The 13,313-nt window shown below is 58.7% G+C and carries 10 protein-coding genes; 8 read left to right on the forward strand and 2 right to left on the reverse strand.

All coding sequences use genetic code 11. The annotated features are described in order from the left end of the window. Positions 1–51: 51 nt before the first annotated feature. A complete protein-coding gene (locus tag G9X48_RS05160; RefSeq protein ID WP_097641765.1) occupies positions 52–789 on the reverse strand; it encodes an SDR family oxidoreductase in 738 nt (245 codons plus the stop codon). A 191-nt stretch (positions 790–980) separates the two neighbouring features. Here G9X48_RS05160 and G9X48_RS05165 point away from each other — a divergent pair, with 191 nt between their 5' ends. The 6 genes from G9X48_RS05165 to G9X48_RS05190 all read left to right on the forward strand — a co-directional run bounded on the left by G9X48_RS05165 (position 981) and on the right by G9X48_RS05190 (position 11,354). Further along, positions 981–1,916, forward strand: coding sequence for an AraC family transcriptional regulator (locus G9X48_RS05165; RefSeq protein WP_097641777.1), 936 nt, complete (start codon positions 981–983; stop codon positions 1,914–1,916). A 413-nt stretch (positions 1,917–2,329) separates the two neighbouring features. Then, entirely contained in the window at positions 2,330–4,546 is a 2,217-nt protein-coding gene (tssI, locus tag G9X48_RS05170; RefSeq protein WP_166499916.1) for a type VI secretion system tip protein TssI/VgrG, read from the forward strand. An 11-nt stretch (positions 4,547–4,557) separates the two neighbouring features. Next, entirely contained in the window at positions 4,558–6,117 is a 1,560-nt protein-coding gene (locus G9X48_RS05175; RefSeq protein WP_097641763.1) for a hypothetical protein, read from the forward strand. Beyond that, complete coding sequence (locus G9X48_RS05180) at positions 6,114–6,281, forward strand: hypothetical protein (protein ID WP_165770556.1); 168 nt, start codon at positions 6,114–6,116, stop codon at positions 6,279–6,281. The genes G9X48_RS05175 and G9X48_RS05180 overlap by 4 nt, the downstream gene beginning before the upstream one ends. A 10-nt stretch (positions 6,282–6,291) precedes the next feature. After that, the gene (locus tag G9X48_RS05185; protein ID WP_097641762.1) at positions 6,292–10,422 is read left to right on the forward strand and encodes an RHS repeat-associated core domain-containing protein; all 4,131 of its coding nucleotides are present in this window, start codon (positions 6,292–6,294) and stop codon (positions 10,420–10,422) included. 14 nt (positions 10,423–10,436) lie between these two features. Then, entirely contained in the window at positions 10,437–11,354 is a 918-nt protein-coding gene (locus G9X48_RS05190) for a hypothetical protein (protein WP_014728890.1), read from the forward strand. Between the two features lie 111 nt (positions 11,355–11,465). Here the strand turns inward: G9X48_RS05190 and G9X48_RS05195 are convergent, their stop codons facing one another. Further along, positions 11,466–12,440: a UV damage endonuclease UvsE gene (locus G9X48_RS05195; protein ID WP_097641761.1), complete on the reverse strand. Its 975-nt coding sequence runs from the start codon at positions 12,438–12,440 to the stop codon at positions 11,466–11,468. Positions 12,441–12,587: 147 nt separating this feature from the next. On the opposite strand from G9X48_RS05195, the gene G9X48_RS05200 reads away from it, so the two are divergent. Then, the gene (locus G9X48_RS05200) at positions 12,588–12,923 is read left to right on the forward strand and encodes a hypothetical protein (RefSeq protein ID WP_032989548.1); all 336 of its coding nucleotides are present in this window, start codon (positions 12,588–12,590) and stop codon (positions 12,921–12,923) included. A gap of 45 nt (positions 12,924–12,968) precedes the next feature. Continuing rightward, a complete protein-coding gene (locus G9X48_RS05205) occupies positions 12,969–13,259 on the forward strand; it encodes a hypothetical protein (RefSeq protein WP_097641776.1) in 291 nt (96 codons plus the stop codon). Positions 13,260–13,313: the final 54 nt, after the last annotated feature.

Raw genomic sequence — 13,313 nt, forward strand, 5'->3', positions numbered from 1 at the left:
TAAATGGCCTGTAAAAAAGCGCAAAGCCGGGGCGAACCCCGGCAGAGATGATTAATGCGGGCTGGCCGTCGGACGCACTACGATTTCGCTTACGTCCACGTTATCCGGCTGTTCAACGGCGTAGGCGATAGCGCGGGCAATAGCGTCGGCAGGCAGCGCGATACGGCGGAAGTCGTCCATCGCCACGCGGGCGGTTTCATCCGTGATATGCGTCGCCAGTTCCGATTCCACGACGCCGGGGCTGATTAACGTCACGCGTATCGTTTCATTTTCCTGGCGCAGCCCGTCGGTTATCGCGCGCACCGCATATTTGGTGGCGCAGTAAACGGCGGCGGTTGGGGAAACTCGATACGCGCCAATGGACGCGATATTAATGATCTGCCCGCGATTGCGCGCCTGCATCACCGGCAACACGGCGGCGATGCCGTGCAGCACGCCACGCACGTTCACATCCAGCATCTGATTCCACTCGTCCACTTTCAGCGAGGCCAGCGGTGAGAGCGGCATCACGCCCGCGTTATTAATAAAGGCGTCAATCTGGCCATATTTATCCAGCGCCGTCTGCACAAAGGCTTCCATGCTGTCGAGTTTTGTTACGTCCAGCGCCGCGTAATCTATCTGCGCGCCGTTAAAGCGCAGTTCCTCGCACAGCGCCGCGAGACGGTCGGTGCGGCGCGCGCCAACCAGTAAACGGTAGCCCTGGGCGGCCAGCAGGCGCGCCGTCGCTTCGCCGATACCGCTGCTGGCACCGGTGAGCAGGATAACTTTGCGTTCTTCGGTCATCGTCATGGTGCTTACTCCTTCACAAGAAGGCCCGGCGGGCTGCCGGTGCCGTATGCAGAAAGCCTACGCCCGCAGCACTCGTCTCAATAGCGCCATTCCTCTTGCTGTATTGCCTGATCCTATTAGACCTGGTGAAGCTTTACGCGCAACGTGCCACAATCATTGCAGGAAAATATAACGGAGACGCCGCAATGACCATGCCGATGCCGCCAGTACAGCGTGAAACCATTCAACTGCTGGAACAGCTGGCCCCGCAGGAGGGCTACACCCGCTCACAGCTTGAGGCGGTGCGCTTTATGCGCTCCAACCGCGCGCTGCCACGCACACCGGTGCTGTATGAGCCGTGTATCGTGATTGTCTGCCAGGGCTGCAAGCGCGGTTATCTTGCCGATAAGATCTACACCTATAACGCCAGTCATTATCTGGTGCTCTCAGTGCCGCTGCCGTTCTCAACGGAAACCGACGCCACGCCGCAGGAGCCGCTGCTTGCCGTGGCGGTGCGGCTGGAAATGACCGTGATTGCCGAACTGGTGCTGGCGCTCGACGGCGAGCGGGGCGCAGATGCCGCACCGCCGGAAGGCATTCTCTCGACGCCGCTCGACGCGCCGCTTGCCGATACCACGCTGCGGCTGCTGCGTGCCCTGAGCCACCCACAGGAGGCGCACATTCTCGGCCCGGCGATTGTCAAAGAGCTGTATTACCGGGTATTGATCGGCGAGCAGGGCGGTGCCATCCGCGCGGCGCTGGCAAGCTTCGGCAAATTCAGCCGCATCTCGCGCGTGCTGCAACGCATTCACGCCGACTACGCCGGGCGGCTCGATGTCGCGACGCTCGCCGCCGAAGCCGGCATGAGCGCGCCCGCCTTTCACGCGCACTTCAAAGCCGTGACCAGCAACTCGCCGGTGCAGTACATCAAAGCGGTGCGTCTGCATCAGGCACGGTTATTGATGATCCGCGACAATCTCAGCGCCGCCACCGCCGCGTTGCGCGTCGGCTATGAAAGCCCGTCGCAGTTTAACCGGGAGTTTCGCCGTCTGTTTGGCCGCACGCCGGGGGCGGAAGCCCGTGAAATGAAACAGTCGTTCGCGCTGCTGCCGCCCACGCAGTTTGAGGCGATGACGGCGAATCATTAATGGCTCGCAGATTATTTTCCAGGTGTGGTTTTCAGACGCTGATATTTTATTTAAGGCCCATCGCAGGCAGAAAATATATTATTCGCGCCATTTTAAATGACGCGAAATGCATTAATTACCCGCGTTACTGGTTTCATTCTTTTTGCTTTCGTTTATTTCCCAACGCCCTGTGACGCGCCTCTCGCTTTGCGCGCAGGCCGCGCCGAATGGGAATATTCCCACTTGGCGTCCGCGCGCTTGCCGATAATATGATGATATCTTAACCAGCCGATACCGATTATTTCATGCGTATGCTTTCCTTTTTCGTTTGAAAACAGGAGACGTGACGGCGCGCCATTACGGGAATATCACCATGCGATTAACCGGATTTTGTCATGCGGACATTCTGATGGATAACGTCAAGGGGCGTCGTCATGGTTAACCGTATTACCGCGACATCACCGGGCGCGCCCGGCTCGCTGTTATTCTGGGCGCTGAAGGGCGAGGAAAAGCTTTCACCGCCGTTTCGCTTTGAAGTCGATCTGCTGAGCGACGATTTCATGCTGGATCGTCAGCAATTGCTCGGTCAGCCGATGACCGTCACGATCCCGACCCAGACGCTGAACCCGCGCTATCTGACCGGCAACATCACCGCCGTCGCGGTACGCAGCGAGGAGATCGACAGCAAGCGTTACGCCGTTTACCAGCTGACCCTGGAGCCTGATTTCTGGCCGATGACGCGCGATCGCAACTTTCGTATTTTCCAGCAGCAGCGCGTGCCGGATATCGTCAAAACGCTCTTTTCGGAGCACAACGTTAAATTCGAAGACCAGCTTACCCGCAGCTACCGGCAGTGGGATTACTGCGTGCAGTACGCCGAAAGCAGCTTCGATTTCATCAGCCGCCTGCTGGAGCTTGAGGGCATCAGCTATCTGTTTCGCCATGACAAAGACGGCCACACTCTGATGCTGATGGACGACTACACCCGCGCTACACCATTTCCCGGTTATGAGGTTATCGCCTGGCACGCCACCAGCGGCGGCGGCGTGGTGAAAGAAGAGGGCGTGAGCCAGCTCACCGCAAGCCATGTGGTGACGCCCGGCCTCTACAGCACCGACGACTACGATTTTCGCAAGCCGCACGCCTGGATGTTGCAGACAATGCAAAACCCGGTGTCGCCAAGCCCCGGCAAAATCGATGTGTACGACTGGCCGGGCCGCTTTGTGGAGCATGGCGACGGCGAAGCCTACGCCCGCATCCGCCAGCAGGCGTGGCAGGCGCAGCAGCAACAAACGCGCGGCTCCGGCACCGCCAGCGGCATCGCGCCCGGGCATACCTTCCGGCTTATCAAAGCGCCGCACGTGGCGGATAACGCTGACTGGCTCGTTGTCGGTGCAGAGTATGAATTTGAAGAAAACCCGTATACCTCCGGCGGGCTGGGCGAAGGCCGCCAGCGGATCGATTTTACGGTGATCCCGGCGCAAACGCCGTTTCGCCCGGCGCTCGTTACGCCGTGGCCGCGCACCTACGGGCCGCAAACCGCCCGTGTGGTGGGGCCGAAGGGCGAATCCATCTGGACCGATCGCTATGGCCGCGTGAAGGTGAAATTTCACTGGGATCGGTTCAGCCAGGGCGATGAAAACAGCTCCTGCTGGGTGCGCGTCTCCAGCGCCTGGGCGGGTCAGGGCTTTGGCGGCATCCAGATCCCGCGTGTGGGCGATGAAGTGGTGGTCGATTTCATCAACGGCGAACCGGATCGGCCGATTATTATCGGGCGCGTCTATAACGAGGCGCGGATGCCGCCGTGGGAGTTGCCCGCCGCCGCCACGCAGATGGGCTTTATGAGCCGATCCAAAGACGGATCGCCCGATAACGCCAACGCCCTGCGCTTTGAGGATAAACCGGGCCAGGAGCAGTTCTGGCTGCATGCCGAGCGCAATATGGATACCGAAGTGGAGCAGGATGAAACGCACTCGATCGGCAGCAACCGCACCAAAACGGTTGGTAAAGACGAAACCAGCCACATTAAGCAAAACCGCACCCGTACCGTGGACGGCAACGAAACGGTGACGGTGGGCCAGAACCGCACTAAAACCATTCAGGGCAGCGAAACCACCACGGTTAACCAGCACCGTACCGAAACCGTCAAAGGCAATGAAACCCTGAGCGTCGAACAGAACCGCGATGAAACCATCACCGGCAACCACACGGCGACGGTGAAAAGCAACCAGACCGGCATCGTCGACGGCAATCAGACGCTGACGGTGAATCAGGATCGCACGCGCACCGTCAACGGCAATGAAAAGGTGCAGGTGCAGCAGAACCGCACCGTCTCGGTCACGGGCAACCAGACGCTGAACGTCACCGGCAACCGCGACGTGACGGTCAACAGCAACGAAAACCGCGTGGTGAGCCAGAAACAGGTGGTGTCCATCGGTGCCGGGCGCACGCTGACCATCACCGGCGGCGATACGCGTTTTACCGAAGGCAGCGTCGCAGACAGCGCCACCACCACGTTCCAGATAAACGTCGGCGAAAGCGGCATTCTTATCAGCAACGGCAGTATAGAGATAACCGCAGGCGGCGCCAGCATCACCATTAATGCCGCAGGCGTCATGGTCAACGGCAAGAAAATCGAGCTTAACGCCTGACAGGTGCCACGATGAGCGCAAAAAACCCGACCGAAAATGCCGTCAGTAAACTGGAGCTTAGCTGGCTCGATCAAACGGATGATCCGGCGATTAAACTGATCGTCTGGCGAGTGCCGGCGAGTGGTGAAAGCCTGCTGAACGCGTTTTTCGCCCTGCAACAGCACCCGGAAGGGCGAAGCGTGCCGGATCTCTTTGTGACGCTCGACACCCCTTTTGATACCGGCTATGGCTACAGCCAGGCGCTGGCGCGCGACTTCCTTGAAAGCGTGGAGGCGACGCCCGACGCGCGTCCGTGGGAGGGCGAGCGCTTTCTGCCCTGTTATCACGCCGCGGCGCTCTGCGCGCTGCTGGAAGATTTCGCGCGCGTCCATCAGGACGATCTGCGCCATCTCATTTTAATGCTTAAACCCTCCGCGGTGAGCGATATCGCCGCGTTCAACCGCTGGCTGACGCAGTGGCTTGCCGCGCCGGCGCAGCGCGTACGCCTGCTGCTTACCGACACCACTGAACAGCCGCTCTGGCAGCCTCTCGTTAACGCGCACGCGCAGCAGGTGCGGTTACTGACCGATGAACCGGACGCCATGCAGGTGATGCAGCAGACTGCCCGCCAGCAGACCGATCCGGATAGCGATCGGTTACTGTTCCGGCGCTACCTCGCCGACGCCATGCTGCTGCTCGAAAGGGGCCGCGCCGCGCAGGTAGCTAGCCGGGCCTCGCTTGCCATGCCCATCGCGCAGCGTCGTGGCTGGGCCGATCAGGAGGCCGTGCTGCATCACCTGATGGCGGGTGCCTGGCTTAAAGAGAAAAACACGCAGCAGGCCGTTGCCCATTATCAGCAGGCGCAAAGCGCCGCGACCCGCGTTACCGATAGCCCGGTGCGCGGCCAGCTCGCTGTGCAGGGCGCGTTTGGCGAGGCGGGCGCGTGGTTTGCCGGTAAACACTACACCGAGGCGGCGAAGCACTATCGCCGCGCCGCCACGCTGGCGCGCGAGATCCCGCACCCGCTGTTTGAGCTGGAAGGCTGCCGGATGGCCGGGTTTGCGCTCTGGCAGGCGGGGCATCGCACCGTGGCGATGGACGATTACGCCGCGGCTCTGCACGCCGCAAAAAACATCGCGCAAGAAGAGCGCGCGCAGACCACGCTGCCGCTGGTTTTCGGCGATCTGCTGCGTATGCACGATAAACGTCGCAGCGAGGCGCTGGAAACCGCCGCGACGCACTACCATGCGGCGTGTCAGCGGCTGATTCTTGAGGCGGAAGCGGCCGTAGCGCTTCACGCCGCACCTGGCGCGGAGGTGGTAAAAGCGGCGGACCGCCGCCTGCAATTGCGCCTCGAAGCCGCGTTTCTGACACTGCGCCAGCAGCGCGAAGCGCTGATAGAACAGGGCGACGACAGCGTGCGCCAGACGGTTCGCCTCGCCCGCGACATGCTTCACCCTCACTGGAACGGCCTGCCGGATGTCGCGCACCCGTTCGACGCCCCGCCGGGCGAATGGCAATTCCTTCCCGCCTGGAGCGCCAGCGCGCCCGCGGCCCCGTTATCTGAACCTGCAGGAAGCGCCAACGCATGAGACAACGCCACGATCGTTCAAAAAACAACAGTCATTTCGCTATGAAAGCGGGCATCATCGTCGTCGTGACGCTACTCGCGATACTGTTTATAAGCCTCTCTGACAGCGACCTTGCGACAGAGATCCGCACCTTCCTGCGCGCGCTGCTTCGCGCCCTGTTCTGACGAGCATCCGATGCACTCCGGCGCCCACTTCGACCCGCAGCTCGGCCTGGATATTCATCTGTATCCGTGGCCGCTGCCGACGCCGCATATCGGCCTGGTGTTCGACGTGTTCGACTATCTGCCGTTTATCGGCACGACGGTGCATGTGAACGGCATCCGCCGCGCCAGCGCCGGAACGGGCGGCATCGTGATTCATATTCCGACCGGCGGGGCGTGGGTGCCGCCGCTGCGTATGCCGGGCGGCCCGCAGCTCGATGACGAGCTTTTTATGGGCAGCAAAACCGTGGCGGTGGACGGCGAGCCGTTCTCACGCATCGGAATGCCGGTTCTGAGCTGCAATATTGTCGGCATGATGCCGCCGTTCCGGCCAAAGCGCGCCGCCAAACCGAAGCTGCCGTCGCTGACGCTGCCGCTCACGTTCAACCTGGCGCTGCCGAATAACGTCATCGTCGGCGGGCCGCCGACCGTCAACCTGATGGCGCTACTGATGCGCGCGGGTTTAAGCGGCCTTGGCAAAGGGCTTAAAAAGCTGAAGGCCACGCCCCAGTGGCGGCTTTTTATGCGCCGCTTCGCGAAGTTTCGCCAGAAGCTGTTCCGCAATATGGAACCGGGTTTCCTCAAATGCCGGGTACTGCGCGCCGAGCCGGTGGATATCCGCGACGGCAGCGTGCATCTGGAGCATCGCGATTTCCTGCTGCCAGGGCGGCTGCCGCTCGACTGGGGGCGCTTTTACTCCTCGGCGGATATTGACCAGCAAGGACTGTGTGGCTTCGGCTGGCTGACGCCCGCCGATACCACGCTTGAGGTACTGCGCGAGGAAGGCGTGGCGCTGCTGACCCAGCCGGAGGGCGTCACGCTGTTCGCCGGTCTGCCTGAGATGCCAGGGCGTGAAAACGCCGTTTTTGGCCTGCCGGACGGCAGCCGTCTTTGGTATGCGGAGCAGGGCGGCGAACGCTGCTGGCACGTCGAACAGGAGGGCGCGCTTATCTGGCGTTTCGCCGGGCGCGACGGGCTGCTCAACGTGACAGCCATCGCCGATCACAACCACAACCGCTGGCAGTTTGAGCGCGACGGCGGGCAGCTCACGCGCCTGTGCGAATACAGCGCTGAAGGCGTCACGGGCCGCGAGATCCTCGTAACCTGTCAGCACGGCAGGCTTCAGGCGATGCAGCTGCGCATCGCGCAGGACGGCGAGGTCACGCCGCTCACCCGCTATGAGTATGACGACGCGGGCCAGCTCTGCGCGGAGATCGACGCGCTGTCTCATCCCCGGCGTTTTCATTACCGGCAACGGCGAATGGTGAGTCACATTGACCGCAACGGTCAGGGGTTTCATTACGCCTATGACGACGCCTGGCGCGTGGTGCATGCATGGGGCGACGGCGGCGTCTGGGATTATCATTTCGAGTATCACACGCTATTAAATGAAGTGGCGGTCACCGATTCGCTCGGCAATGTGTCGCGCATTACCTTTGATGAGAACGGCCTGCCGGTGTCGGAGACAGACCCTCTCGGCGGCAACACCGTGTTCCGGTATGACGATGTTGGCCGCACGGTGGAGGTGACAGAGCCGGACGGCAGCCAGCACCGCTGGGAATATGACGAGCAGGGCCGCATGACGGCGGAGCATTTGCCCGGCGGCGGCGTGGTGCGCGCCACCTTTAACGACGATGGCCAGCCCCTGTGCGTCACGGATGAAAGCGGGGCGCAGTGGGTCTCTTCGTATGACGCGGCGGGCAACCTCACCGAAGGGCGCGACCCGACGGGCGTTTCTGCGCATTACGTTTACGATGCGCTCGGGCAGCTGCGCGAAGCTGACGTGCCAGGGCGCGGGCTTACGCGCTATGACTATGACCATTACGGGTTTCTTGCGGTCATTCAGGAAGCCGGTGCGGGAGTAACCCGGCTGCGCCATTCACCGCGCGGCAATCTTCTCGACAAACGCGACGCCAGCAGCGGCGTGACCCGGTATTTCTGGGACAGGAAAGACCGACTTGTCGCGATGCAGACGCCTGGCGGGCAGGAGATCCGCGTCGAGTACAACCGTGACGATGAGCCGGTGCGCTACACCGATGAAGCGGGCCGGGAAACGCGATTTGACTATAACGCCACGGGGATGGTCACGGCCTGCCACACGCCGGACGGCGCGCAGACGGCCTATGAATACGATCCTGAAGACCGCCTGCTCGTCGTTATCAACCAGAACGGCGAACGCTGGACGCTGTCGCGCGATGCGCTGGGCCGCGTGGAGACGGAAACCGACTACTGGGGACAGGTGACGCGCTACCAGTGGGATAAAGGCGACCGGCTCATAGGCCGCCGCGATCCGCTGGGGCGCGACGTGCGCTACGGTTACGACGCCACGGGCCGCGTGCGTGAACAGCGTACAGGCGACACCTTGACCGCCCGCTACCATTGTGACGACGCCGGCCGCCTGACGCTGTGCGAAAACCCGTGGCGGCGGCTCGCCTGGCGCTATGACCGCGCAGGTCGCGTGTTGTGCGAAGATCAGGACGGCTTTCAGCTCCGCTATGGCTACACCGCGCGCGGCCTGCCGGCGTATCGCGAGAGCGACGCCGGGCATCGTGTGGGTTATGACTGGAACGAAAACGACCAGTTGATCGGCGTGCAGCTAAACGACGACGCGCCCGTTGCGCTGCGTTATGACGAAACGGGCAGGCTCGCGAGCGAGCAGCTTTCCCCGTCCATCCGGCGCGCAATGCAATATGACGCGCAGGGCAGGCTGACGGCGCAGGAAGTGACCCGGAGCGATCAGCCGCTGTTCGCAAGCGGCTTTGCCTACGATCGCACCGGTAATATGACGCTGCGCCAGGACAGCCAGTGGGGCGATGACCGTTATCACTACGATCCGGTCGGCCGTCTTATCGCACATACTGAACCCGACAACCGGCTACGCCACTTTGTGCAGGATGCCGCAGGCAATCATCTGCACACACGCATTCAGGCGGTGGATGACTCACCGGGCGGCTGGTTTCGTGAAGGCGTTCACGAGGGCGTGCGTTACGTCTTTGACCGCGCAGGCGAACTGCGCCAGCGCCGTAACCTGCAAACCGGCGAGGCGAAAGAAGATTTCCTGTGGGATGAGAACCGCCAGCTTATCGCGGTGCGCAAGGGTGAGCATCAGGTGCGCTACGGCTATGACGCGCTCGGGCGGCGGGTGTTCAAAGCGACGCCGGAAGAGACGCGCTGGTTTTACTGGCAGGGCGACGCGCTGGCTGGCGAAACGGTCACGCGCGCGGCCGACGCGCCGCTCGCCCCCTTAAGCCTTTTCGACACCGGCGGGCGCATCAAACGCGAGCAGGCGCAGGCAACGCTTTTTCATCGGATGCGTGAATACATCTACTACCCCGGCACGTTCCGCCCGCTGGCCCTCCTGACGCAGGAGGCGGGTGTGCGCGAAAGCTGGCACTATCACTGCGATCCGAACGGCGCGCCGGTGCGCCTGACGTCGGTTGAAGGGGAGATAGTCTGGTCAGAACGCACCGGGGTATGGGGTGAAAAAGGCCCGGTTTACGCCTGCCGCATCGAAAACCCGCTGCGCTTCCAGGGCCAGTATTTCGACCCCGAAACGGGTTTACATTACAACCGCTATCGCTACTATGATCCGGCCATCGCGGCCTATATCAGCCAGGACCCGATAGGGATGCTGGGCGGGGGGAATCCTTATCGCTACGCACCAGATGCGTTGATGTGGATTGATCCGTTGGGTTTGATTCGCGGCCCGGTTTCTTTACCCGACGAACCCGGTATTTATATCATTCATGCAGGCGGAAAATCTTATGTAGGTTCGGCAGGCATTAAGCAGCAAGGCATGCTTTCACGTGTATCAAGCCCTGAACACGCTCACGCGCAAAGGTTACTTTCTCAACCTGATGTTAAGATCCAGTATGTCCGTGTTCATCTCAATGATTCTCTCACTGAAAGTGAAAGAAATAATATTTTACGATATTTTGAACAGCGTGAGTTTGATAAAGAAGTCAAGCGGGTAGGTATAAACAATATGCTTAACGATCCTCATGCGAGGATTCAGGCTGAAGGAAAAAGAAATTATGCGCTGTCATTAATTTCGAAAAATAAAGTTCGCGCTTCAGGCAGACGTACCACTTGTAAAAAGAGTTAGGACGAGGGAGTAAAATGCAACAGAGTAAACTTAGCGCTATCACGCATGATTATTTACCAGATAATAACAAGGGTTATTATTGCATGGGGAGTAAGTCCGCCTGCCAGCCATTTGCTGCGGATGGCGCAAAAATTATTCCCTGGTCTAAAGATCCTGAATTTGATGATAGTGTCGTCTCGCTTCGTCTGGTGCTTACCGACAAAAATGTGAAATCGCTGAAGGGCCGGCCACCGCAGTGGTTGCAAGGCTTATCTAATCTGACGTTTCTGCAAATGCCGCTTGAATTAATGGTGAACCTGGAGCCGGGTGATCTTCCCGTCGGACTTAAAAGTTTAATGTTAGTTCATTCTGAAACAAGTGTTTATTCCGCGCCCATTGCATGGAGAGCGCTTGCCGAATCGACTGCATTAGAGGCGTTAATATTACAGAATGATTTCGGGTCAGTAAGTTGCGCTGATTTTACTTACGTTAGTGACTTCCGGATGTTGAATTTAACATTTCTGTCCTATGATTCTTCAAAAAATGGGAAGCTTGCCACGCTGATTGATAATCATAAGATTTTGGAGTTAATCAGTATCGATAATATAACCAAAGATGAAATAAATTCAGAGGCGGTAAGGAAGGCCTCCGGACTAAGTTTGATCGGCGTTGATAAATCCATAGATCTTCATTCTCTTGAAGGCCTGAGCTATCTGGAAGCTATTTTCATCAATGGCGCAAAATGCGAAATTGATTGTAGTGCTTTTGATAAAATTCCAAAAATCAAAGAAGTGGAAATTATCAATAGCAAGAAAATAACTAATCCCGCTGCGCTGTTAGCTAACCGAAACATTAAAAAAATCGTGGTGGTGAATTGTGGAAACCCTTTCAAAAAGTCTAAGGGCGAGGTTAACCCTTCAGACTACGACGTCCTTGATATAGATTTTTCATGATAATTTGAAAGGGTGATTAAGCCTCGTGAAATTCGAGTATTTCCCTCCGCGGGTGCGCTTCGCTTACCCGCGCTACAAATGTCAATATCAGGTGCACATCCCTGAAAAAAATCACGCTGCCTTCACCACCCCTTTTAATAACGCATAATCATACAACCGATCGCGGGCGATATTTTTCATTTTCACTTCGCACATGATGTCGAAATCGGTGAAAGAGAGCGCCCAGTCGTTCAGCGTACTGTTGAAATAATAATCGGAATGCGCGCGCAGTTTAGTTTTCGGAATGCCGAGCTGTGACTGTTCCGGAAAACCCTGTTCCGGAATAAGTCCTTCCTGAGAGATGGAATAATGCATGACCGGGCGCACGCCGCGCCACGAGGCTTTTATCTGTTCAATACGCGGATCGTCCGGCGTAATAAACGCGTTCTCTTTTACCCAGTGGTGGTGAATATCCAGCACAATGGGGCAGAGCGCCTGCGCCTGTAATACATCGTCCAGCGAACAGGAAATTTCGTCATTTTCCACCGTCAGCATCCGCTGCGCCCGCAGGCTTAACCGGCCAAACGCCTCGCGAAAGCCTTCGAAACCGCGCTTGCCGTTCATATGGATATTGATTTTGAAATCCTGAAACCGCTGGCCATACCCCATCATCACGGCGCACAGGGTGTGATATTCCACATCCTCAATGGCTCTTTCGACCACATCAGGGTTATCTGACGCCAGTACCGAATACTGGCCGGGATGAAAAGAGAGACGAATATCGTGTGTGCGGGCAAACTCGCCGCAGCGGGTAAATAAGGGTGCCAGGTCGGATAGAAATTCCTGATAGACCGGGCTAGCCTCCGGCACGGTATAAAGCGGCAATAAATCGCTGCCAATACGCATCATCCTTAACGCCGCCGGCAACTGCGCGAGTTGTTCCAGCGTCAGATACAAATTGTTTAGATTGGTCTGTGCGAGCTGCGATAACAACGTCAGACGCGCCTCATGGCCGAGACTTAAAAAACGGGTGCGGGTCGTCGATTTAAACGGAAACTCCTGTTTGAGCCCTGAATCTAAAAATTTACACGCGAAACCTAATTTCATGCACCCTCCGGTTGTCAGTATTTCCAGTGTAGCAGGTCGCTAACCGGGCGTTTCGGTGGGCCGTAGAGCTTAAGTTTAAGCAAAACGGTTATACTCTCCGTTTGCCGCGGGCATGCCGCGCTTTCACTGACGTATCAGAATCAACTTATGAAATTACTCTCCTGGCGTTTTATTCTTCCTGTTGTCGCCTGTGCGGCGCTGGCGTACTGGTGGCTGACGCCACACTTCAGCCATGAGGACAAGGCGTACTACGCCTCCGTGTTCTGCACGATCCAGACAGACAAGCCCGATAACTGGGCAGCGAGCATGGAAAATGTGATTGAAGGCAGCAACAACGACTACGCGCTGCAACGCCAGCACTATTCCGCCGCGCTGGGTCGTGAAATCATCAGCACCTGGCAGGGGCTCAATAGCACGCAGCGCGCGGCGCTCGCGAGCAACCCGCAAACCTGCGGCCAGCAACTCGCCCGTCTGTTGCGCTGAGGGCGGCTACACTCAGTGGGGGTCATTTACTTCGCTGAGGTTGCCTTGCTGTCCGAACATCAATTCCTCGCCCTGAGCGGGTTCTCGCTTATTGCCGCCGCCTGTGGGCTGACGCGTTTCTCGTGGGGATTACAGCTACCCGAGGTTATCCGGGATATTCCGATGTCTTCGACGCGGGTCGGCGCACTCTTTGTCTGGCTGCTGGATACCTTAAGCGCCGTGCCTGCGCTCGGTATTTTCGGGCTACTGACGCTGCTCGCACTCTGTTTACCGGCTGAGCGAGCAAAAAAAGACCACCCGGATATATGCTCAAGAAAGCCTGCCGCACGCCGATAAGCATCTTATAAAGCCTCGCCTTAAGGGGCGTGACAGGCGTAAGCGTAATACCTC

Origin of the sequence: Cronobacter sp. HA18006 (genome assembly GCF_011605445.1) — a bacterium.
GTDB lineage: Bacteria > Pseudomonadota > Gammaproteobacteria > Enterobacterales > Enterobacteriaceae > Cronobacter > Cronobacter sakazakii.

Bases quoted from the DNA above. Each gene is read 5' to 3' on its own strand.
- G9X48_RS05160 (WP_097641765.1), bottom strand. From the start codon at position 789: ATGACGATGACCGAAGAACGCAAAGTTATCCTGCTCACCGGTGCCAGC.
- G9X48_RS05165 (WP_097641777.1), top strand. From the start codon at position 981: ATGCCGATGCCGCCAGTACAGCGTGAAACCATTCAACTGCTGGAACAG.
- tssI (WP_166499916.1), top strand. From the start codon at position 2,330: ATGGTTAACCGTATTACCGCGACATCACCGGGCGCGCCCGGCTCGCTG.
- G9X48_RS05175 (WP_097641763.1), top strand. From the start codon at position 4,558: ATGAGCGCAAAAAACCCGACCGAAAATGCCGTCAGTAAACTGGAGCTT.
- G9X48_RS05180 (WP_165770556.1), top strand. From the start codon at position 6,114: ATGAGACAACGCCACGATCGTTCAAAAAACAACAGTCATTTCGCTATG.
- G9X48_RS05185 (WP_097641762.1), top strand. From the start codon at position 6,292: ATGCACTCCGGCGCCCACTTCGACCCGCAGCTCGGCCTGGATATTCAT.
- G9X48_RS05190 (WP_014728890.1), top strand. From the start codon at position 10,437: ATGCAACAGAGTAAACTTAGCGCTATCACGCATGATTATTTACCAGAT.
- G9X48_RS05195 (WP_097641761.1), bottom strand. From the start codon at position 12,440: ATGAAATTAGGTTTCGCGTGTAAATTTTTAGATTCAGGGCTCAAACAG.
- G9X48_RS05200 (WP_032989548.1), top strand. From the start codon at position 12,588: ATGAAATTACTCTCCTGGCGTTTTATTCTTCCTGTTGTCGCCTGTGCG.